A 20469-nucleotide genomic window follows, 5' to 3' on the forward strand; every position below is an offset into this window, starting at 1 on the left:
CGGCGGCCGGCTCAGCGGCGCGCCGCCTCGCTGCGTTCGCGTGCCGCGCGGAACTCCGAATCCTCCTCCCAGTGCGGCCAGCGCCGGCTGTTGGCCAGCTCCGCGCCCAGGTCGTAGACCAGCAGGGTGTCGGCGGCATGCCCGGCCGGGTCCCAGCTGGGCGTCCACGCGTCGCAGGGCTGGTGGTAGCAGTCGGCGAAGTACTTCTCGCGCAGCGCGCGGCCGGCGGCCACGCCGCCGTCGCGCCTGTCCAGGCCGGGACCGATGGTGATCGCCGGCACCCCGAGGCGGGCGAAGGCGAAGTGGTCGGCACGGTAGAAGAAGCCGGCCTCCAGGTTCGGGTCGGGCGAATAGGCGCGGCCGCGCGCCTTGGCCACGCGCTCCAGGTCGCCTTCCAGCGACACCCGGCCCTTGCCCCAGGAGGCGATGTCGCGGGTCGGCCCGTCCGGGCTGAACATCTCGATGTTGAGCACCGCGGCGGTCTTCTCCAGCGGCGCCAGCGGATGCGCGGCGTAGTAGCTGGCGCCGAGCAGGCCCTTCTCCTCGGCGGTGAGCGCGACGAAGTACAGCGTGCGCTGCGGTTGCGGGCCGGCGGCGAACACCCGCGCCAGTTCCAGCACCGAGGCCACGCCGGTGGCGTTGTCGATGGCGCCGCGGCGGATGCGGTCGCCGCGCTCGTCGGGCTGGCCGATGCCGAACGCGTCCCAGTGCGCGGAGAAGATCACCGCCTCGTCGGCATGCGCGCCGCCGGGCAGCCTGGCCACCACGTTGCGGGTCACCACCCGCTCGCGCTTGAGCGCGAAGTCCACCGACAGCGTGGCGTCGCCCAGCGCCAGCGGCCGGAAATCGGCCCGCTGCGCCTTGCGCTTCTCCGCCTCGAAATCGAGCCCGGCGCCGGCGAAGATCGACTCGGCCAGCGCCCGCTGCATCCAGCCGCGCACCGGCACGTGCTGCGCCAGCGCGTCGGCCTCGTCGCGCTCGATGTCGAACAACGGCGACAGTCCCGAACTCTTGACCGTGGCCCAGCCGTAGGCCGCCGGCGCGGTTTCGTGCACGATCAGCACGCCGGCGGCGCCGCGGCGCGCGGCTTCCTCGAACTTGTAGGTCCAGCGGCCGTAGTAGGTCACCGCCCGGCCGTCGAACGCACCGGGCTGGTCGCTCTCGAAATCGGCGTCGTTGATCAGCACCACCATGACCTTGCCGCGCAGGTCGACGTCCTTGTAGTCGTTCCAGCCGCGCTCGGGCGCGTCGATGCCATAGCCGACGAATACCAGCGGCGCCTGCTCCAGCGCCACCCGTTGCTGCGGCCGCAGGCTCTGCAGGGTCACGTCCTCGCCGTTGACCAGCGTGCGCGCCTGGCCGCCGGCCTGCAGCGACGCCGTCACCGGCCCGTCCACCTGCGCCCGCACCAGCGGCACCGGCTGCACCCAGCCGCCGTCGCTGCCGCCGGGCTGCAGGCCGGATTTGCGGAATTCCCCGACCAGGTAATCGACCGTGCGCTGCTCGCCCGGCGTGGCCGGGGCGCGGCCTTCGAACTCGTCCGAGGCGAGGATGCGCACATGGCGCGACAGCGCTTCGGGATCGATGCCGCCGCCGGGCAGGTCGTTGGCCGCGCAGGCGATGCCGCCCACGAACAGGCAGGAGGACAACAGCAGCATGCGCATCGGGTTCACGGCAGATACCGGTGGGAGTGATCCGGCGATCTTACCGCTTCGCCCTGCCCCTCACTGCCGCACGTACGGCGCCGGTGCGTTCTCCTGGCGCTTGCTGACCGCCTCGTCGTGGATCCGCTGCGCCTCCTCGCCGCTGATGCGATAGCGCGGGGCGAAATGCGGCAGCAACGTGCGCGACCAGGAACGGGTGATGCGCTTGCTCTCGTCCGGGCAACGCAGCGCCCGCGCCTCGGGCAGGCGGCCACTGGTCACGACGCGCAGGTAACGCCCGGGATTGGCGCCATAGAGCATGCACATCAGGTTGAAGTAACGCTGCTCTCCCAGCGAATGCTCGTCCGCGTAATGCGAGAGGCGGTACCCCTCGTCGCTGCTGTTCACCAGGAAGAAGCTGCCCGCCAGCATCAGGTTGCCGGCCATCTCCGACTCGGACTCGTTGGGGTCGATGAAGGTCAGCATCATCGTGGTCGCCAGCTGGTCCACCGCGTCCTCCTCGCGGCCGGTGATGTCCAGCTGCAGCTGGTCCACCAGCGCGTGCCCGGTCTCATGCAGCATGATGAAGCGCAGGTTGGCCAGCAGGAAACGCACCATGTAGTCGCGGTCCAGCGTGCCCTCCTCGTCGGTGCCCAGCTGGGCGCCCAGCTTGGTCAGGTAGTCCACCATCTCGTAGCACAGCACCACCTCGCCGCGGTCCGGCGCGTAGTACGCGTTGACCTGGCCGCATTCGGCGGCCAGCAGGCGCAGCGGCCTGGGCAGCATCAGGATGCCGTCGAGCGAGTTGACCTCGTTGAGCCGCTGGAGGATGTCCACGTCCCTGCTGAAGCTGTACACCTCCGACAGTTCGCTGCTGCGCGGCCGGACGTACTCGTATTCGAAACGCGGCCCGGTGGGCAGGTCCTCGCGCCTGACCGGCTCCTCGACCGCTACTGCCTCGGGTTCCGGTTCCGGCTCGGGTTCGGGCTCCGGCTCGATCTCGACCGGCTCGGGCTCGACCTGGGCTACCGTCGCCGCGACCGGTTGGCGGCCCTGCCACAGCACATATCCCAATCCCGCCGCCACGCCGCTGACCACCATCAGCGCCACCAGCAACAACGTCACCACCACCTTGGACTTCATCCCTGCTCCTCCCTGGTCCTGTCCAACATCCTTGCCGACGCCGGGCATCCACCCGGCTCAAGCATCCGGCACTCCGCGATCCTGCCCCCGGTTCCCGCCCGGCCGGACGCCGGCCGATCGATGATGGGCCGGACGCCGATGGGCACGGGAAGCGGGCAGATGATGCCACGGCCGACGAAGCGCAGGACAGTCCGCGCGCACCACGCCCGCGCCGGCGCTCAGCCGGGTTTCGCGACCGGCATCGCGGTCGCAGAGGACAAGCACGCCGCGCGGGCGCGACGGCCCGGGCTCAGCGCCGGTCGCGGTCCAGCCAGCAGCCCAGGCCCTGCGCATTGAGTTCGATGTCGGTGGCCAGTACCCGCTCGACCGCGGCATCGTCGAGCCGGCAGCCGTGCGCGCGGGCGCGTTCGAGATACAGCGCGGTCAGCGCCGCGACCAGGCCGCGATGGCGGTCGGGGCGGTCGGCGCAGCTGCGGGCGATGGCGGTCATCGCCACGATCTGCTCGTCCAGGTCGGCGGCCAGTCGCTCCACCTCGCCGACGCGGCCGTAGTGGGTCAGGTACATCGACTCGGGGCGGTAGGACAGCATCCGCGCGATCGAGGCGCGCATCGCCTCCGGCTCGAACTGCACCGGCGAGGAAGTGGGAACGACGAAGGCGCCGCGCTCGCTGTCCAGCTCGCGGTAGGACAGGCCGAAGGTGTCGCCACTGAACCAGCCGCGGCTGCGCGCGTCCCACACGCACAGGTGGTGGCGGGCATGGCCGGGGGTGTCGATGCACAGCAGTTCGCGGCCGGCCAGCGACAGCCGGTGGCCGTCCTCGGCCACCACCACCCGCGCCGCCGGCACCGGCACGATCTCGCCGTAGCTGCGCGCCATCTCCGCCTCGCCGTAGACCGCGGTGGCGCCGGCGATCAGGCGCTCGGGATCGATCATGTGCGGCGCCCCGCGCGGGTGCACCAGCAGGCGCGCACCGGGCAGGTGCTGCATCAGCGCGCCGGCACCGCCGGCGTGGTCCAGGTGCACGTGGGTGAGGATCAGCCAATCGATGTCGGCCGGCGCCAGACCGGCCACGTCCAGCGCGGCCAGCATGCGCGGCACCGCCTGGCTGGTGCCGCAGTCGACGAAGGCGCCGCGGCCGTTCTCGACGATCAGGTAGGCGGCATCGAACTGCTCGCGCTGGAACGCGGTGTCGATGACATGGATGCTGGGGTCGCCTGGCGTCATGCGCTCGGTCCGGAACGGGCGGACCTCCATCCTAGCCGCGTCGCCGCCACCGCTTCGATGCGGCTTTGGTCGCAGGCATCTCCCGCCGCCGGCTCAGCCGCGCAGCAGCCGCATCCGCAGCATCAGCGCCAGCATCATCACCGCCAGGAACGCGCCGTAGGCATACAGCACCGCCAGCACCTGCCGCCAGATCGCGCCGGCCTGCGGATCGGCCATGCCGGCGGCGTAGCCCCAGTGCATGGCGCCGATGCTGGCCAGCAGGGCCAGCGCCAGCACCGCGGCGTCGAACGCGCGCCGCGCGCGGTGGCGCGGCTGCCGCGGGAACCACCAGTACAGGCTGCCCAGCAATGCGAACCAGGGCAGGAACAGCAGCAGCGACAACCAGGCCATCGCGGGCTCCTTCGGGGATACTCGTGCCGCAACATGCAGGAGCGACGTCAGTCGCGACCGGGGCTTTCCGGCAGGCCTGTCGCTCCTGCATCGCTCCCTGCCCTATTCGCGCAGCGCCTGCAATGCCGCCAGCACCGCGTCGACCCCGGCTTCCAGCTTGAACAGTTCGCTCTGCAGCGCATCCCCCTGTTCGGTCTGCTTGAGCACCGCGATCAGCTGGCCGGCATCGCGCGGCGAATCGAAGCCCTCGCTCTGGATCAGCAGCTGGCCTTCGCCGTCGAGCAGCTTGAAGTAGAAGCGGCCGTCCTTCTCGCGGTACTGCTTGAACAGCGGCAATGCCGCCTTGGCGGCAGCGGCGGGTTTGGCTGCATCACCGGCATGCGACAGGTCGCGCAGGCCCACGGCGTGGCGCAGCTCCTTCAGCAGCGGGATCGCGAACTGTTCGCGCAGCTGCTGGCCGCGCCTGCGCAGGATCGCCTCGATCTTCTCCGGCTCGGCCATCAGCGCCTCGTAGCGCGCGCGCAGCGGCGACAACTCGGCATCGATGCGCTCGAACAGCTGCTGCTTGGCCTCGCCCCAGCCGATGCCGTCGGCGAACGCCCGGGCGAACGCGGCGGTCTGCTCCGGTGTGGCGAACGCCTGGTACATCTGGAACAGCGCCGAGCCTTCCGTGTCCTTCGGCTCGCCGGGCGCGCGCGAATCGGTGAGGATCGAGAACACCAGCTTCTTGAGCTCCTCGCGCGGGGCGAACAGCGGGATGGTGTTGCCGTAGCTCTTGCTCATCTTGCGGCCGTCCAGCCCGGCCAGGGTGGCGACCTGCTCGTCGATCACCACCTCCGGCAGCGGGAAATATTCCCTGCCGTAGACATGGTTGAAGCGCTGGCCGAAATCGCGCGCCATCTCGATGTGCTGGATCTGGTCGCGGCCCACCGGCACCCGGTTGGCCTTGAAGATCAGGATGTCGGCGGCCATCAGCACCGGGTACATGAACAGCCCGGCGCTGACGCCGGCATCGTCGTCCAGCTGCTCCTCGCGGTTCTTGTCCACCGCCGCCTTGTAGGCATGGGCGCGGTTGAGGATGCCCTTGCTGGCGACCACGGTCAGGAACCACATCAGCTCGGTGGTCTCGGGAATGTCGCTCTGCCGGTAGAACCACACCTTGTCCGGATCCAGCCCGCACGCCAGCCAGCTGGCGGCGATCTCCAGGGTCGAGCGCTGGGTCCGCTCCGGTTCCTGCGCCTTGATCAGGCTGTGCAGGTCGGCCAGGAAGAAGAAGCTCTCGATGTCCGAGGCCTGGCTGGCGGCGATGGCCGGGCGGATGGCGCCGACGTAGTTGCCCAGGTGGGGAGTGCCGGAGGGGGTGATGCCGGTGAGGACGCGGGTAGTCATGCAGGAAAGTGACGGGCAGTTGAACCGCGCCAGTTTACCCCCGCGCGGCAAACCCCGTTGGCCGCCGCCGGGCGTTTGCATGTCGGCCCCCAACCTGGAGCTCCCGCCATGTCACGCCTGCTCGCCTGCCTGCTGCCCCTCCTGCTGCTGTGCGGATTCCGCTCCGCCGCCGCTCCCGCCGACGGCCCGGTGTCGCTGTCGGTGATCGACCGCGACAGCGGCCACGACCTGCCCCAGCACCTGCACCGCGGCCAGCGCTGGGTGGCCGGCGCTCCCGGCCATCGCTATGCCGTGCGCCTGCGCAACCACAGCGCGCAACGGGTGCTGGTGGTGCTGTCGGTGGATGGCGTCAACGCCATCACCGGCGCCACCGCCTCGCCGCAGCAGGCCGGCTACGTGCTCGAACCCTGGCAGACCAGCGAGATCACCGGCTGGCGCAAGTCGCACGCCGAGGTCGCGCAGTTCGTGTTCACCGACCATGGCGACAGCTACGCCAGCCGCACCGGGCGCCCGGCCAACGTCGGCGTGATCGGCGCGGCGGTATTCCGCGAGAAACCCCGGGTGGCGCTGCCCACGCCGCGCCCGGCGATCGCCCATCCGTCCGCGCCGCCGGCGCCGGCGTCGCGGGCGGCGATGGAAAGCGCCGCCGACGTATCTCCCACGGCCAAGGCCCGGGACCGCCAGCAGCTGGGCACCGGCCATGGCGAGCGCGAATGGTCCGCGTCCTCCGCCACCACGTTCGACCGCGCCAGCGACCGTCCCGCCCAGCTCGTCGAAGTGCGCTACGACGACGAATCTCGCCTGGTCGCGCTCGGCGTGCTGCCGCGCTGGCGGCCGTCCGCACCGCAGGCGTTTCCGTCCGGCTTCGTCGCCGATCCGCCGCCGCGCCGGCGCTGACCGCGGCGCCCAAACGCAACGGGCCGCAGAGCGGCCCGTTGCATCGCATGCCGGCGCAAACGCCAGGGGCGCTTACTTGTAGTCCGGGTACTCCTCGCGCAGCGCCTTCTCGAAATGGCGCACCTCGGTCTCGGCGCGGTCACGCGCCCAGCCATAGCGTTCCTGCAGGCGCCCGGAGAGGTATTCGGCATTGCCCTCGGCGACCTTGAAGTCGTCGTCGGTCAGGTCGCCCCACTTGGCCTGCGCCTTGCCCTTGAGCTGGGACCACTTGCCGGAAATGATGTCTTTGTTCATCTCGTTGCTCCTCATGGCGGCAAATCCGCCGCCACGACAGCCTGCGACAACGCGCGTGCGCAAGCGGTCAAGCGTTCGTCAGGCGATGCTCACCTCGTTGAACGGTTATGCATCCGCCATCGCGGCACGGAGCAGGCGCAGCGCAGGGAGAGAGCGGTCTTCCGGCCTACCGGGCAGCTTCCCGAGCCTGAACCATCGGGTTGCACACGCCACGATCCGGCACTCACCGCAGCCGACGCAACCGACCTGCGCGCCGCCGCGCCAGGCTTCCAGGAACCGGCGACGCTTGCGCTTGAACGCATCCGGCTGGCACCAGCAGGCCGGGGCCGCGCGGGATCGGCAGGTCCGGCGAATCGGGGCCGTGGCGGTCGCGCAGCTAGCGCGCATGCAGGTCCGGGGTGATGACGTCCTCGCACATCACCTCGCTGCCGGGATGCAGGCGCTGGGAGTCGGCGGTGATCGCGGCGAACACCTCGCCGTCGACGGTGACGTGGATGCGCAGGCGAGCGCCTCGCCCTGCGCCGGGTAGCGCTGCACGTCGCCACGCGCCGGCCGCGAAACAGGCCGTGCGCGGGGGCACCGTCAACACCATCTCGATCTCGCCGGCTGCATCGCCCGCCAGGCGATCAGCGGCTTTCCGCCGGACGTGCTCGAACGCCTCGCCTCGGTGCCGCTGCGGCGCCTGGGCCGGCCGGAGGACGTGGCCGGGTTGTGCGCGTGGCTGGCCGCGGACGAGGCGGCCTCTCGACCGGTGCGGACTATCCGGTCAACGGCCGCCCGCACATGCGCTGACGCGGCGTTTTCGGCGCGTTCCCGGGTGCCCTTGTTGCCGCTCGAAAAGCTCGCGACTCACGTCGCTCCTACAGTGCCTCTCCACCGGGGTGCAGGAGCGACGTGAGTCGCGATCGGCAGGACACCGGCATACCCGGGGAAACCGCAAACAAAAGGCCGGCAATGCCGGCCCTTCGTTCATCGCATCGAGCGGACGCTCAGCGGCGTGCCGCATCCTCGACCTTCTCGCCCGCCTTCTGCACGTCCTTGCCGGCACCGGCCACGGTATTGCAGCCGGCCAGCATGGCAACGGAAAACATCGACAGCATCATCAGTGCGATTGCGCGCTTCATGGATTTCTCCTGCTGGATTGGATTTCCCGCCGGCCGGCGGGTGGCACGGACTCGCGGGTTCAGCACCTGCCGTCGCTGCAATCCTCGGCCTTGTCTTCGACCTTCTCGCCGGCCTTCTGCATGTCCTTGCCGGCACCTGCGACCGTATTGCAGCCACTGAGCATGCCGGCCGAAAACAGGCCCAGCATCATCAGGATCAGTACTCGCTTGGTCATCACTCTTTGCTCCTCTGCTGGATCGCGGCGGCCTTGTCCGGTGGTATCCGGTCCCCGGCTCGCCGCGTGTGCAAAGGAATCTGGCGGCAGCGCTGTGGATTCGATGTGAATACCCGCAGCGCGCGTTCAGCCGGCCGCACTCAGTCGCGCATCAGCGTCGATTTTCCGAACAGGCTTTCCACCAGGTCCACCGCCAGCTCGGCGGTCTTGTTGTGGTGGTCGAGCAGCGGGTTGAGCTCGACGATGTCCAGCGAGCCCATGCGCCCGGTGTCGGCGATCATCTCCATCACCAGCTGCGCCTCGCGGTAGTTGACCCCGCCCGGCACGGTGGTGCCCACGCCCGGGGCGATGCTCGGGTCCAGGAAGTCGACGTCGAAACTGACGTGCAGGTGGGTATTGCCGTCGATGCCGGCCAGCGCCGCTTCCATCGTCCGCTTCATCCCGGCCTCGTCGATGTAACGCATGTCGTAGACATCGACGCGATGCTGCTTGATCAGCCGCTTCTCTTCCGGATCCACCGAGCGGATGCCGATCTGCCGCACCTGCTGCGGCAAGAGCGCCGGCGCCTCGCCGCCCATGTGCGTCAGCGCATGCGGCCCCAGCCCGCACAGGCACGCCACCGGCATGCCGTGGATGTTGCCCGAGGGAGTGACATCGCTGGTGTTGAAGTCCGAGTGCGCGTCCAGCCACAGCACGCGCAGGTCCTTGCCCTGCTCGCGGCACCAGCGCGCCACCGCGGTGATCGAGCCCATGCCCAGGCAGTGGTCGCCACCGAGCATGATCGGCATGCGCCCATCGCGCAGTTCGGCATAGGTGGCATCCATCAACGCGCGGTTCCACGCCACCACCTCGTCGAGATGGCGGTAACCATCCACCGGCGCGGTCCACGGGTTGCGCGGACCGGCCAGGTTGCCGGTGTCGCGCACGTCCACGCCACGCGCGGCCAGCGCCTCGGGCAGCCCGGCGATGCGCAGCGCCTCCGGCCCCAGGCCCGCGCCGCGGTGGCCCGCACCGACATCGGTGGGCACGCCGATCAATGAAACCGGGGGAAAACTGGCCATGTTGCCTCCATCGCAAATTGGGAAAGTCTAGCCAGACCGGCGCACTGCGACCCGCGGCGCTGCAGCAGCGACGCCTGCGAATAGCCGGCCGCGACCCGATCCGTATAGGGAAAAGCAAGGTGGTGCCGGCACCCGGATTCGAACTGGGGACCTACCGCTTACAAGTCGGCACGCGGATAGCTTGCCATGATTTGAAATCGGATGGTCTGAGGCCGCTTACACCGAGGAAAAACCGCGACTTAATGGGGCTTCAGGGGCACAAATGGCGCGTCTGAACACGGCACCTTGTGGTGCGAAACCGTGTCCGTGCCGTGGCCCCGCCACCCGGAGCCAGCATGAAGTCGAAGATTACCCAGTCCCTCGTCGAGAGGGCGCCCCGGCCCGAGCCGGGCAAGTCGGCCCTGTACGCCGACACCGAGATGAGGGGGTTCTACCTCATCGTCACCCCTACCAAGCGCAGCTTCTACGTCCAGTCCCTCGTCAACGGCCGGCAGGTCAGGACGAAGCTGGGCGACCACCCGGCGATGGACGCCAAGCAGGCCCGGGACACCGCCCGGCAGACGCTGGTCGGCATGCGGGGCGGCACCAACCCGAACGAGGAGCGCCGCAGGGCCCGAGCGCGCGGGATCACCCTCCGGGAGGGGCTGGACCTGCATCTGAACTCCCGGAGGCTGGCCGACAAGACCCGCAGCGGCTACGAGTACCACGTCACCTACTACCTCAAGGACTGGCTCGACAGGCCGCTGGCCGAGATCGGCGCGGACCGCCAGGGCGTGCGCGAGCGCCACCGCAGGATCACCGAGAGGAGCGGCGCCACCTCAGGCGACAACACCATGCGGGTCCTCCGCTCGGTCTACAACCGCGCCCTGCGGCAGTTCCCCGACCTGCCACCGAACCCGGTGGGCAACGTGGACATGAACGGCATGCGCCGGCGCGAGGTGGACGCCAGCCCGGACAAGCTCAAGGCGTGGGGAAAGGCGGTGCTGTCGCTGGGCAACCCGGTGCGCCGCGACCTCCAGCTGTTCATGCTGCTATCTGGCATGCGCCGGACGGCCTCATGCGAGGCGAAGCGCGCGGACCTCGGCGATGGCCACCTGCACGTCCCGAACCCGAAGGGCGGCGCGGCCAAGAAGTTCGACCTGCCGCTGTCGGCTGCGCTCGCCGATCTGTTGGCGCACCGCGAGGCGAACGCCGACGACGTGAGGCGCAAGACGCCCTACCTGTTCCCGGCCGACTCGGCGTCGGGCCGGGTAGCGGAGGTCCAGCAGCACGAGCTGGGCGACCTCACCGGCCACGCGCTGCGGCACGCATACGCATCCCTTGCGTTGCAGGCGGGCGTGCCGCTGCTGGAGCTTCGTTTCCTGCTGAACCACAGCGCGTCCAGCGGCGGCGTCACGATGGGCTATCTGCACCCGTCGCTCGACCACCTGCGCGAGCATCAGGAACGTGCATCCAAGTACATCCTCGACGCGCTCGGCCTCGTGCACGAGCCGGGGACGTGGCCGCCTATGCTCGCAACCACGCATGCGGATGCGCCGTCAACAAACGAAAGCGATGCCGCATAGCGCCTGCAAATGATGATTCACGGCACCCAAAAGTGTGCTTAGCATCCCCTACCAGCTGGTCAATTCCGATCAGTGAAAACTAGCTGGAGAAATGCACATGACCATCAACAAGAGCGCCTACACCAACTCGCACTGCTACACCATCGGCCTGCCCCTCTTCGCACGAAGTGAGTTGAATGCCGTCGCCTTCGACCTGCTGAACTGGGAGGGCTCGCGTGAGAGGATCGTGTCGGCCTGGAAGCAGATCAGGGCTGAGGTGCTAACAGTGCAGAGCGTGGATGACGACGAAGTCGCGCAGCTCTACGACGCCGTCGAGAAGGACGTGGGCGAGACGACGGCACAGCACGGGATGAACCCCGACAGCTCCGGCAGCATCGATCGAGAGCTGAACGAGTGGTACAAGGCGTACGTAGACCTCTCGACCAATTACGGGTGGTACGGCTGGCCCGAACTCGCGCTGACCGACTACCTGCGCGGGTTCGAGGCCTACGACGAGGCGAGGGCAAAGGCCACCGCGCAGCGCGCGTGGGAGACCGCGCGCATGGCCTACGACGCCCTCAAGTCCAGGTCAGTTGACGTAAAGCCCGCGAGGAAGCCGAGCAAGAAGGCAAAGAGGAAGGCCTCCTGATCCACCGTCGGCACGCGACGCACCACAAGGCGATGAAAAGAAAGGGCCACCGCGAAGGTGGCCCTTTTTCGTGCACGGCGGGAGAACGGCGTCAGTCGTCGGAGGGTGCGGGCTCGACCACCCGAACGGTGGACAGCGCCTCGGTGGACTGTTCCTCGTCCATGTCTGCTGGGTGGTGCTTCTGACGGGGCGGCACCTCGACGCCCTTCTTGCGCATGTCGTTGGCGTACCAGCGCACCGACTTGGCCGTGGCGGCAGCGCCATCGATCTGCGCGTTGACCATGTCGGCCACCAGCGCGTGCGGGAATCCCACCGGATCCATCAGGATCGCGCGTGCGAGCGCGCCGACGCCGAGGCCGCGCGGCTTCTTCTCGGTCGCTTCGGGCGTCTCGGCGACGTCGGCCTTCGGCTCTGCGCGCTGCGCGGTCGCCTTGGGCTTCTTCGGCTGCCCGAACGAGGCCAGGTCGATGTTCTTGTCGGCCACGACCTGCTCGATCCGGGCGACGAGCTTGGTCCGCGTCGCGAAGGTCTTGGGACCTGCCGGCTTATCGGCAATCCGGTTGTGCAGGGCCAGCAGTTCCTTGGTGGGCATTTCTTCCAGCTTCATGGCGTTCTCCTACGTGTTGGTGGGCACGTAGGCATTAGGTCGCGGTTCCCTCGATCCGGGAGCCCCCTCGGCGCTGTTTTCAGAGCATCCAACTGGCTGTCGGCGCGCGAAGATCCACAAGCGCATGAAAAAGAAGGGGATGCCGTAAAGACATCCCCTCCGAAACACGGCCGGGCCACCCGTTGCCCTCTGCGCACCTAACCAACCCGGCCGGGTTTGCTCGGGTCAGGCCGGGAGGAAGGCCAGGTGCGCCATCCCCGACCCCAGGGCATCCGCCCTGCGCTTGGTCTCCCGGTCCACGTACAGGTCCAGCGCGCGGCAGTAGGGCTGTCCGGCCAGCGCCGCGGCCTCGTCAAACTGCTCGGAGCCGACGGCCACGCCGTTGCGGGCGGCGGCGGCCTCCAGCTCGGGGAACGGGTCGCACCTGTGCTGGATCGCCGCGACCAGTGCAGCGAGTGCCAGCATCGCCGGGTGGCACGGTGGGTAGTGGGCGCGTCGGTCAGTCATCGCCGTCGCCCCCGATCAGGCCGTGGTCGATCTCCTGCTCGCGCATGGCGAGCTGGACCGAGCTGAGCGGGTTCGACTTGCCGGAGTTCCAGGCGCGGATGGCGACCAGGATGCCCTGGAGGCGCGCGTCGCCCAGCTTGATGTACTCCTGCACCTTCAGGAAGTCGTCCTGCTTCATCGCCGACGCCAGCTCCACCGGGCCGACCGGACGGTCCTTGGAGGGCATGCGGTCGATCAGGGACAGCACGGCCGAGGCCAGGGCGACGTTGCGCGTACCGACGGCGACCTGGGCCATGTGACCGAGCTCGGCGGGACCTGCGTGCTGTAGCTGCTGGAGGTACTCGGTGCGCTTCGGGTCGCCCAGCGCGGCGCGGGCCAGGACCTTGGCCGGGGAGTCGTAGAACTGGCGCTGGCCGATCAGCTGGGCGTGCGGGGCGCCCGCGTCCTTGATGATCTTGTCCAGCTCGGACTTGGAGTTGTCCTTGATCTCCCGGACGGTGGCGACCGTCTCGTGCTCGGCAAAGCGGGCGACGTCAGCCCCGCCGATGCCGGGTGCACTCTTCCAGCGCGCGGCGATCTGCTGCTTGCGGGTCGCGATGTCCTTGTTCAGCCGCTCGATCGCGGCGAGTGTGCGCTTGTGCAGCAGGTCCAGGGTCGAGGCGAGCTCGCCGATCTGCTGGGTGCTGAGGAGGGGGGTGTCGCTGAGGGTGATCTTCATGGCTCGTTGGCTCCTGTGAGGTTGGTCCTCCGGTCGCCTGTCACGAGCGCATCCCCAGCCTTGGGGTGGTCTGCGCGCCAATGCGCTGACCGGATGCCTGCAATGTGTCGCGGAGCGTTGGGCGCGAACGCCATCGTTTCCCGGACGTGTTTCCCTCGAAGTTGCCGCCGTCACTGCGGCTTGCGAATCATGGGCTTGGCATCGCGCCGCCCACTGACGGAATGTCAGAGGGCTGAAGTCGTCGCAGGATTTGCGACGGTGACGCGCTTCACTGCACCTGCAACATTCCGTTGCCGACCCTGCACAGGACCCTGCAATGAGCACCACTCAAATCGGCGTCAAATGCTCTTGTGGAAGTGACAAGTTCGAGATGCCTAAGAACCCAAAGGCATCGGACACCATCAAGTGCGCCAGGTGCGGAGCGAGCGGCACTTACGGCAACGTGATGCGGCAGGCGACCTCGCAGGCCAAGACCGCCGTTGAGAAGCAACTCAAGGACATGCTCCGCAAAGCGGGCTTCAAGTGAGGAGCCCAGGCTAAGCGTCCTTGGCTGGCGCGCTGCCCAGGCCGCCGCACTCCTCGCAGATGCGCACGCGCACCACGTCGTCCGAGAAGGCGAAGCGGGCGCAGCACATGCAGCGGAGCCAGCCGATGCGGCGCACCACCTTGGGCGGACCCTCGTTGAGGTCCAGCACCTCGGCGCGCCGCCTGCCCCCGTCACAGGGCCACCGTGCTGGCTCGACTAGCGCCCTGGCGATGCGCCTGTCCTCGGGCCTCAACTCGCGCCTGCCCGGCGTGGCGCCGAGCCATCGGTAGTTCGGGTGCCCGGGGTCGTGGCAGCGCGCCGTCACGGCGCTGTACCCGATCCCCACGGCTGCCGCGGCCGACCTGGCGGAGGGGTATCGCACCCCGTCCACCTCGACGGCGACCGCGTGGCCGTTAGTGCCCGCGGTTGACGCTGCCATGCTCGCGCCGCCCCTCGTACTCCTGCGACATGCGCTCCCAGGTCTCGGCGTCCAGGCGCGGCACCAGGCCGATGCAGGTCATCTCGCTGCGTCGGGCCAGGGCGTCGCGCCCGCCCATCGCCTGGACCGCATCGGGTGCGGTGCCGTTGATCGCGTCCAGCATGGCGTCGATCTGCTCTGCCTTGTGCAGCGCCTCGGCCACGCTCAGGTTCTCACTCATCGTCTTCCTCCTGCGGCCGTGCCGCGTTGTACTTGGAGAGCAGCGCCACTAGCTGAGTACGCTCGTCTGCCGGCATCGCCAGCAGGGCGTCCGCCGACAGGCCGGTGTCCTCGACCCTGACGCGCAGCCTGTCGGCCATCTGGTCGCCGTAGCGGAACTTGAGCAGCACCTCCAGGAGCCTGTCGCTGTGCTTGCGCACCGTCAGCGGCCTTTCCTCGCCTGTCGTCGGGTCCGCGGTGGTGGCGAGGCGTCCCTGGTGGATGACCGGCTCGTCGTAGCCGATCGCGGCGCGCCTGTACGCCTCATCGAGCAGCGAGTCGAGGGCGACCTCGATGGCCTTCTCCCAACGGGTGCGGAACTCGATGTCGTTGGCCTTGTGGTAGAAGGCCGTCTGCCTGCTGATGCCCGCCGCCGCCGCGGCCTGCTTAGGCGAGCACGTGTCCTCCAGTACCTGGAAGAACAGCTCGCGCCGCTCGGGCGTGAAGGTGTTCGGGATGGAAAGCACGGCTGCGGTCTCCGGGGCAAAAAGTGGCTTACGTTGTGATGGTGTCGTGCTTACGCGCGCAGGCACGCCATCGTTCAAGCAGTCGGATCAACAGCTTGAATGGCATCGGCCACCTGATGCTCGATTAGGTGGCGCGCTTCGGCGGGGTTGCTCGGCCTGTTCGCCTCGCGCGCGAGGGACACGGCGCGCAAGGTTGGACGCATCCGTCCACGCGCTTTCGATGACGTGGAGGGGTTCGATTTTCGATTGTCGGTCTGATTGTCACGTTCGTCGTCTATAGACTGACGAACGCCGTGACAATCGAATCCGCCAGTGACTTTCGCTTTGACAATCGGGTGGCCGAAAGCGGCCTAAGCGCTTGCCGTGCTTAGATTGTCGCGCTGACAATCGAAACTGACTTTCGGCGACAATCTTATTGTCGCTGGGCGCGACAATCGAGCTCCGAAAGTCGCGCCCCGTGACAATCGAAAACGCGCGTTCACCCCTCTGTCCTGACTAGGATTCCGAGCTTCGGGTTGCGCTCGTCCATCGGCTCAAGCCACACCAGGAACCCGTCGATAGACGCCCTTGAGTTGCTGCGTCCATCGGGAATCGCGCCCCTGATCTTGCGCCTCGCTGTTGCATCGGCGCCGCCGTCCCGCGCGCAGATGATCTCGGCCAGTTCCTTGAGCGGGATGCTGCCGCCACGCTCGTTAGCTTCCTGGCGTGCCAGCTCCAAGATGGGGTCCATCGCGCCGCTGAACTCACCCTGCGCATCGGCCATCACGGTGGGGCGTAGCACCAGGGAGTCGCCGACCTTCTCCATGTTGAAGCGCATCGGTGGCTCGCGCTCCGCGTCCTTCTGCTTCTTTACCGTCATCTTGATCGAACGTCCGTCGCTGGCGCGCTCTACCTCGACCGTGGTGTCCATCGCGCCCAGTAGCGCCGAGCTGCCACGCATGCCCTTTCCCAGGTCCTTGCCCGAGTGGTGGACCACGACCACCGCCGCGCCCGTGGCATTGCGCAGCAACTTCATGCTGGCGATGTAGCGACCCATGTCCTTCGCTGAGTTCTCGTCGGCACCCGCGGCCGTCTGGTTCAGGGTGTCGATGACGATCAGGCGCAGCGGCCCAAGCTCGTCGGACACAGCCTGGACGAAGGCACGCACGCCGCCGTCCTTCTCAGCTGCGAGGTTCAGGTCGTCGCGCATGAGGTGCAGGTCGAACCTGCGACCTTGGGCACACCTGTCCATCTTCCAGGCGCGGAAGCGCTTGCCCAGGCCGGGTGCGCCCTCCGCGGCGATGTATAGGACGCCCCCGCGCTCGACCTGCCTGCCGTGCCAGTCCATGCCGCCCGCAATCGCCATCGACATGTCCACGGCGAGGAACGACTTGCCCGACTCGGGCGCGCCGTAGATGGCGGCCAGGCTGCCCTCGGTCAGCACACCGGGCACCAGCCACCTTGGCGGCGGCAGTGACTCCACGTCGTCCAGCGACAGGAAGTTCCAGCGGCTGCGCTCCTCTGCGGGTTCGACCTCATCCCATACATCGAAGTCGTCAGCCGCGTCAGGTGGTGCGATGCCGCCGCCCACCTCCTGCAGGAACATTTGCAGGGTCGCCGTGGTGACGGCCTCGTCCCTACCGGCGTGCAGCGAGTCCCAGCGGCGACCGACGATCCACTCCTGACCAAGGTAATGGCCGTCGCCCATGCACCAGTCGATGAACTCCTGCCGCCCTTCGCCGTCGGTGGCGAAGTGGCAAGCCATCATTAGGTCGCGCCAGCGGTCGTGCTGTTTCTCGCCGAAATCGCACGGGTCGAGTTGCGCCAGAGTCTCAGCCAGTTGTTCGGGCGTCAGCTCGCCCGCGCCGGTCGCCTGCTTCTTCGGGCGATCCGGCCTGCGGGCCTTCTCGACCAGCTTTGCGGGCAGGTCCGGCATGTCGGGCAGCGGCGGCGAATCAGATGCCCAGCGGTACAGGCCGCCAGTCGGATGCACAGAACCCGCCGCGACGACCTGGCGGCCGAGCGACTTCAGCTCCACGCCCGCGAAGCCGTCCACGCTGTCCAGAAGCACGGCGCCCGCGGGCTTGCGGAAGTAGAAGTGGTGGCCGGGGTGTTCCAGGTTGCCGGTGAGGACGTGCGGCGCCGACGTGAGCGGCAGGCCGAAGGCGGCGGCCAACTCCGCCAAGCTGTCGCGCCCCGCCGGGAAGTTGCGCGGGTCTACGTCCACCACGACCACATCGGCGGGCAGGCGCACGCCCAGGTTCAGGCCGTCGCGCCTCGCGCGCTCCAGCACCTCACTCTGGTCGTAGGCGCGCTCCTGCCAGCGCTTGTCGGCGGGCATCTTGTCGTGGCGGCGCAGGGGGATGAGGTCGAGGCGGAAGCGGCGGTATTCGGCTGCGGCCTCAAATGATGGCGTCGTGGCGGCAGACCCCGCGGCATCATTGATCCCGTGAGTCCTGGACAGCTCACTCTCCTGGTCGGTCGTACCCTTGCGCCCACGGTCTAGCACGCCGTGGGCGTTTTCATGTGCGGCCATCGGTCAGCCCTCCGCGTTGGCGGTGCGGGCGGCGAGCATCGCCGTCGCGGCGCGCCGGACGCCTTCGCCCATCGGCTGGCCCTTCGCGTAGTCGCGCAGGTCGCCCAGCTTGTAGCGGATCAGCTTCGGCCCGACGCGGGTGAACGCCGGGCCGCCGCCTTGGCAGCGATACCACGCTAGCGTGCCGTACTTGAGGCGCAGGAAGGCCGCAGCCTCTTGGGCGGTCAGCAGCGAGTCGTCGGGGAGTGCGTGAAGCTCGGCGAGCTCCGCAGGGGAGAATTTCTTGGGTTCGTAGGCCATCTTCTGGACTCCGTGCAGGTGCGATCCCCACGCGGCGACGTGCCGTGCGGGGACTGCCTGCTGTGCGTCGCAGAGATGGACCCGTTTGCTCCCCTCAGTCGGCGGGGCGGGCCTCGGTCTTGTAGGCCACCGAAAGCCTGGCGTCGGCGGCTGGTGGCGCCGACGAATCAAATAATGCCCGAGGTGTGCTCGCGCTGATACCAACATTGCGCCCGGACTCCCCGGTGAGCCCATGTCGTCCGATTCGGTCCGGGCTGCTCGGTATCAGGCCGCGCAGCCTCGGACGCGGCACGGGCTACCTGGCGAGGCCGTGCGGTCGCCCGAAAAACATAAATGAATGCTGAACAGAAGTTCGCCAACAGCGTGACTCCGTCACGCAGTTCTGGCAGCCTGCAACTGTCGTGACGGGGATCATCCTTGCACGTTGTGGGCCGAAAGGCTCGAGGGGCGAAAGCCCCACAGGCTCCTGCGGCGACGTCGGTCCGAGGTCGATGATCGAAGGTCGAGGGTCGTGGGATTCAGGTGGCGTCGGCAAGGAGCGACGCCAGTGGGCTATAGGAGGGCAAAAGCTGGCGCTTCCCCGTCTCAGGTGTCGCAAGGGGTGCAATTTCGCACCACACCGAGACAAGACCATGAGTAGCAAGCAGAACGGTCGGAAGCACGACAAGCGTCAGCAGTTGGTCGGTTACCTCAAGCGTTTTCTGAGGAAGCCTTGGTTCATGCGTTTGGTGATTGGGGTGATCTGGAAGTTGATGGATCGCTATCTCTGATTTCAGCCAATAGCCAGCAAGCACGATACGACAAGATCAGCACCCTCCCTTAGAACAGACCTAAGCACTCCTTGCAGAACTGGAGTAGACATGTTGAACAAAGCCCTCAAGATCGTCCGAGAAGTGCATCGGATGAAACAGGGCGAACTCGCTGACGCACTAGGAATCTCCAAGTCCTATTTGTCAGAACTGGAGCGAGGCGAGAAGAAGGTGAGCCTCGAAGTCTTGAACAAGTACGCGCACACCTTCGACGTACCAGCCTCCACCTTCCTCAGCTTCATGGAAGCGCTTGAAGGTGAGTCCGATGCACGGCGCGCTCGCGCCCGCAAACTGCTGAGCGTTCTCTCATGGACTGTCGGGAATGAACACACCGAGGACGAAGACGACGACATCCACGCGAAAGCGAACTGAGCGCTACGCGATCGATTCGTCCCCGCTGTACGGAATGACGAGCCATACCCGGCTCGCCGCGATTTTGCGGTGGGCCGGGACAACCGGCCAGCTGAGAGAGTTCTGCCGCAGACCCACCAACTTCAGCCGTTACATCGACAGGTCGAAGCCAGGCAAGGAGCGGCTGATCGAAGCTCCTGCGAAAAGTGCCAAGGCGTTCCAGACTCGCTTCCTGGAGCTCCTCCGTCGCATTGAGCTTCCGGACTACCTGCATTCCGCGCGATCTGGCCGTTCCTACCTGAGCAACTCTGCCACTCATTGCGAGGCGGATGGATGCACGATCACGATGGACATCGACTCGTTCTATCAGTCGGCGACCCGCGAGCGCGTCATCCATTTCTTCGAGGTCCACTTGAAGCAGCCGAGGGACGTAGCTGAGACGTTGGCCAGCCTACTCTGCTGCGATGGGCACCTAGCCACTGGCAGCCCCGCAAGTCCTCTCGTGTCCTTCTGGGCGTACCGCAAGGTATTCGACGCCATTGATGAGCGCGTCCGCTCTCGCGGCGGGGTGTTTACGCTCTACATCGACGACATGGGGATAACCGGGAAAGGATTCGGGCATACCGACGTCCGCTGGATTAGTCGACTATTGCGCAAAGCGGGTCTGACCGTGAAGGAAACCAAGACCCGCGTGTTCCATGCAGATGCACCCAAGCTCGTGACAGGCAGGGCGTGCAGGAATGGAGTGAGCCGCGCCCCGAACAAGCAGCACCGAAAGATGCGGGCTGCGCAGACGCAGCTTGAGTTGAATCCCCACGACCCCAGCCTTAGGGCCAGCGTCGCGGGACAAAAGCGCCATCTCGCGCTGTTGGACGACGCGAACCGCGACAGGCACCGCGCCGAAGCCGCGCGGTTGTCGAAAGGGAATTAGAGACACGCCTCCGCCCAAGCATCGGCGACATTGTCCCGTCCTTCAAGGATCACTCGTCCATCCCCGAACACGAAGCGCCGGAAGCCGGTGTATCCGCCGAGTTCGTTCTTGGCGTTGACCCGGCCGCAGGCGACCACGCCGAACTCCTCGGTGTAGTTGGCGCGCACGTCCTTGAACTGCGCGGCGTCCGGGTCCTTCAGCTCGCCCCTCACCGCGCGCTCGGCAGCTACGATCGTCTCGGCGCCGAACCACTTCTCCTGCTGCGCCTTCTTCTCCGCGGCCGTCATGGGTCGTTCCGGCTCGGACTTCGTTGCCTCGGGCTGCTGGGCCTGCGTCTGCGGTGCTTCGGCCACTGTTGCGGGCGCGGCGGCGACAGCTGGTTCGCTGCGCGGCACCAGCTTCGACCCGATCCAGGCCAGACCCACCAAGACGACCAGAAGAATCCCTATCCGCTTCATGCAATCCCC

26 protein-coding genes and 1 pseudogene are annotated in these 20469 nt (G+C 67.7%); 8 read left to right on the forward strand and 19 right to left on the reverse strand.

Going from position 1 to position 20469, the window contains the following annotated elements; genetic code table 11:
• Positions 1-11: 11 nt before the first annotated feature.
• The 5 genes from OK345_RS16475 to OK345_RS16495 form a co-directional block, all read right to left on the reverse strand.
• On the reverse strand, positions 12-1664 hold the full coding sequence (locus tag OK345_RS16475; protein ID WP_265129140.1) for a M28 family metallopeptidase: 1653 nt from the start codon (positions 1662-1664) through the stop codon (positions 12-14).
• 60 nt (positions 1665-1724) lie between these two features.
• On the reverse strand, positions 1725-2786 hold the full coding sequence (locus OK345_RS16480) for a DUF4344 domain-containing metallopeptidase (RefSeq protein ID WP_265129097.1): 1062 nt from the start codon (positions 2784-2786) through the stop codon (positions 1725-1727).
• 289 nt (positions 2787-3075) lie between these two features.
• Positions 3076-4011, reverse strand: coding sequence for an MBL fold metallo-hydrolase (locus OK345_RS16485; RefSeq protein WP_265129098.1), 936 nt, complete (start codon positions 4009-4011; stop codon positions 3076-3078).
• Positions 4012-4104: 93 nt separating this feature from the next.
• Positions 4105-4401, reverse strand: coding sequence for a hypothetical protein (locus tag OK345_RS16490; RefSeq protein WP_265129099.1), 297 nt, complete (start codon positions 4399-4401; stop codon positions 4105-4107).
• A gap of 102 nt (positions 4402-4503) precedes the next feature.
• Entirely contained in the window at positions 4504-5790 is a 1287-nt protein-coding gene (locus OK345_RS16495; protein ID WP_265129100.1) for a tryptophan--tRNA ligase, read from the reverse strand.
• A gap of 108 nt (positions 5791-5898) precedes the next feature.
• Here OK345_RS16495 and OK345_RS16500 point away from each other — a divergent pair, with 108 nt between their 5' ends.
• A complete protein-coding gene (locus OK345_RS16500; protein WP_265129101.1) occupies positions 5899-6687 on the forward strand; it encodes a hypothetical protein in 789 nt (262 codons plus the stop codon).
• A gap of 72 nt (positions 6688-6759) precedes the next feature.
• Here the strand turns inward: OK345_RS16500 and OK345_RS16505 are convergent, their stop codons facing one another.
• Both OK345_RS16505 and OK345_RS16510 read right to left on the reverse strand, forming a co-directional pair.
• Positions 6760-6981 (reverse strand): CsbD family protein, encoded by a 222-nt coding sequence (locus tag OK345_RS16505; protein WP_265129102.1) that lies wholly within the window; start codon positions 6979-6981, stop codon positions 6760-6762.
• Positions 6982-7357: 376 nt separating this feature from the next.
• Positions 7358-7561, reverse strand: coding sequence for a hypothetical protein (locus tag OK345_RS16510; RefSeq protein ID WP_265129141.1), 204 nt, complete (start codon positions 7559-7561; stop codon positions 7358-7360).
• Here OK345_RS16510 and OK345_RS16515 point away from each other — a divergent pair.
• Positions 7527-7773, forward strand: a pseudogene (locus OK345_RS16515) (SDR family oxidoreductase); the annotation flags it as partial. The gene OK345_RS16510 and the pseudogene OK345_RS16515 overlap by 35 nt on opposite strands.
• Before the next feature lie 197 nt (positions 7774-7970).
• Here the strand turns inward: OK345_RS16515 and OK345_RS16520 are convergent.
• From OK345_RS16520 to rocF, 3 genes are all read right to left on the reverse strand, one after another.
• Positions 7971-8105 (reverse strand): entericidin A/B family lipoprotein, encoded by a 135-nt coding sequence (locus tag OK345_RS16520; RefSeq protein WP_265129103.1) that lies wholly within the window; start codon positions 8103-8105, stop codon positions 7971-7973.
• Positions 8106-8164: 59 nt separating this feature from the next.
• Positions 8165-8320, reverse strand: a complete 156-nt coding sequence (locus OK345_RS16525) for an entericidin A/B family lipoprotein (protein WP_265129104.1) — start codon at positions 8318-8320, stop codon at positions 8165-8167.
• 140 nt (positions 8321-8460) lie between these two features.
• Positions 8461-9381, reverse strand: a complete 921-nt coding sequence (gene rocF, locus OK345_RS16530; RefSeq protein WP_265129105.1) for an arginase — start codon at positions 9379-9381, stop codon at positions 8461-8463.
• Between the two features lie 335 nt (positions 9382-9716).
• On the opposite strand from rocF, the gene OK345_RS16535 reads away from it, so the two are divergent.
• Positions 9717-10946 (forward strand): site-specific integrase, encoded by a 1230-nt coding sequence (locus OK345_RS16535; protein WP_265129106.1) that lies wholly within the window; start codon positions 9717-9719, stop codon positions 10944-10946.
• A gap of 97 nt (positions 10947-11043) precedes the next feature.
• Complete coding sequence (locus tag OK345_RS16540; protein WP_265129107.1) at positions 11044-11574, forward strand: hypothetical protein; 531 nt, start codon at positions 11044-11046, stop codon at positions 11572-11574.
• A 91-nt stretch (positions 11575-11665) separates the two neighbouring features.
• Here the strand turns inward: OK345_RS16540 and OK345_RS16545 are convergent, their stop codons facing one another.
• The 3 genes from OK345_RS16545 to OK345_RS16555 form a co-directional block, all read right to left on the reverse strand.
• Entirely contained in the window at positions 11666-12181 is a 516-nt protein-coding gene (locus OK345_RS16545) for a hypothetical protein (RefSeq protein WP_265129108.1), read from the reverse strand.
• A 225-nt stretch (positions 12182-12406) separates the two neighbouring features.
• Positions 12407-12688 carry a hypothetical protein gene (locus OK345_RS16550; protein ID WP_232522534.1) on the reverse strand — a complete coding sequence of 94 codons (282 nt, stop codon included), beginning with the start codon at positions 12686-12688 and terminating at the stop codon, positions 12407-12409.
• Positions 12681-13406, reverse strand: coding sequence for a hypothetical protein (locus tag OK345_RS16555; protein ID WP_265129109.1), 726 nt, complete (start codon positions 13404-13406; stop codon positions 12681-12683). The genes OK345_RS16550 and OK345_RS16555 overlap by 8 nt, the downstream gene beginning before the upstream one ends.
• Before the next feature lie 316 nt (positions 13407-13722).
• Here OK345_RS16555 and OK345_RS16560 point away from each other — a divergent pair, with 316 nt between their 5' ends.
• The gene (locus OK345_RS16560; protein ID WP_265129110.1) at positions 13723-13932 is read left to right on the forward strand and encodes an ECs_2282 family putative zinc-binding protein; all 210 of its coding nucleotides are present in this window, start codon (positions 13723-13725) and stop codon (positions 13930-13932) included.
• A gap of 10 nt (positions 13933-13942) precedes the next feature.
• On the opposite strand, the gene OK345_RS16565 is transcribed toward OK345_RS16560, so the two are convergent.
• From OK345_RS16565 to OK345_RS16585, 5 genes are all read right to left on the reverse strand, one after another.
• Positions 13943-14101, reverse strand: coding sequence for a hypothetical protein (locus OK345_RS16565; protein WP_265129111.1), 159 nt, complete (start codon positions 14099-14101; stop codon positions 13943-13945).
• A gap of 244 nt (positions 14102-14345) precedes the next feature.
• Complete coding sequence (locus tag OK345_RS16570; protein WP_265129112.1) at positions 14346-14591, reverse strand: hypothetical protein; 246 nt, start codon at positions 14589-14591, stop codon at positions 14346-14348.
• Positions 14584-15096: a hypothetical protein gene (locus tag OK345_RS16575; RefSeq protein ID WP_197602684.1), complete on the reverse strand. Its 513-nt coding sequence runs from the start codon at positions 15094-15096 to the stop codon at positions 14584-14586. Before OK345_RS16575 ends, OK345_RS16570 begins: the two co-directional genes overlap by 8 nt.
• A 478-nt stretch (positions 15097-15574) precedes the next feature.
• Entirely contained in the window at positions 15575-17611 is a 2037-nt protein-coding gene (locus tag OK345_RS16580; protein WP_265129113.1) for an AAA family ATPase, read from the reverse strand.
• Positions 17612-17614: 3 nt separating this feature from the next.
• Positions 17615-17911 (reverse strand): helix-turn-helix transcriptional regulator, encoded by a 297-nt coding sequence (locus tag OK345_RS16585; protein ID WP_049446445.1) that lies wholly within the window; start codon positions 17909-17911, stop codon positions 17615-17617.
• 632 nt (positions 17912-18543) lie between these two features.
• Between OK345_RS16585 and OK345_RS16590 the strand changes: the two genes are divergently transcribed.
• The 3 genes from OK345_RS16590 to OK345_RS16600 all read left to right on the forward strand — a co-directional run bounded on the left by OK345_RS16590 (position 18544) and on the right by OK345_RS16600 (position 20002).
• Positions 18544-18681: a hypothetical protein gene (locus OK345_RS16590; protein ID WP_265129114.1), complete on the forward strand. Its 138-nt coding sequence runs from the start codon at positions 18544-18546 to the stop codon at positions 18679-18681.
• A 90-nt stretch (positions 18682-18771) separates the two neighbouring features.
• Positions 18772-19092 carry a helix-turn-helix domain-containing protein gene (locus tag OK345_RS16595; RefSeq protein WP_265129115.1) on the forward strand — a complete coding sequence of 107 codons (321 nt, stop codon included), beginning with the start codon at positions 18772-18774 and terminating at the stop codon, positions 19090-19092.
• A gap of 34 nt (positions 19093-19126) precedes the next feature.
• Positions 19127-20002 (forward strand): reverse transcriptase family protein, encoded by an 876-nt coding sequence (locus OK345_RS16600; protein WP_265129116.1) that lies wholly within the window; start codon positions 19127-19129, stop codon positions 20000-20002.
• On the opposite strand, the gene OK345_RS16605 is transcribed toward OK345_RS16600, so the two are convergent.
• A complete protein-coding gene (locus tag OK345_RS16605; protein ID WP_265129117.1) occupies positions 19999-20460 on the reverse strand; it encodes a hypothetical protein in 462 nt (153 codons plus the stop codon). The genes OK345_RS16600 and OK345_RS16605 overlap by 4 nt on opposite strands.
• Positions 20461-20469: the final 9 nt, after the last annotated feature.

Origin of the sequence: Xanthomonas chitinilytica, from assembly GCF_026107455.2 — a bacterium.
GTDB lineage: Bacteria > Pseudomonadota > Gammaproteobacteria > Xanthomonadales > Xanthomonadaceae > Stenotrophomonas > Stenotrophomonas chitinilytica.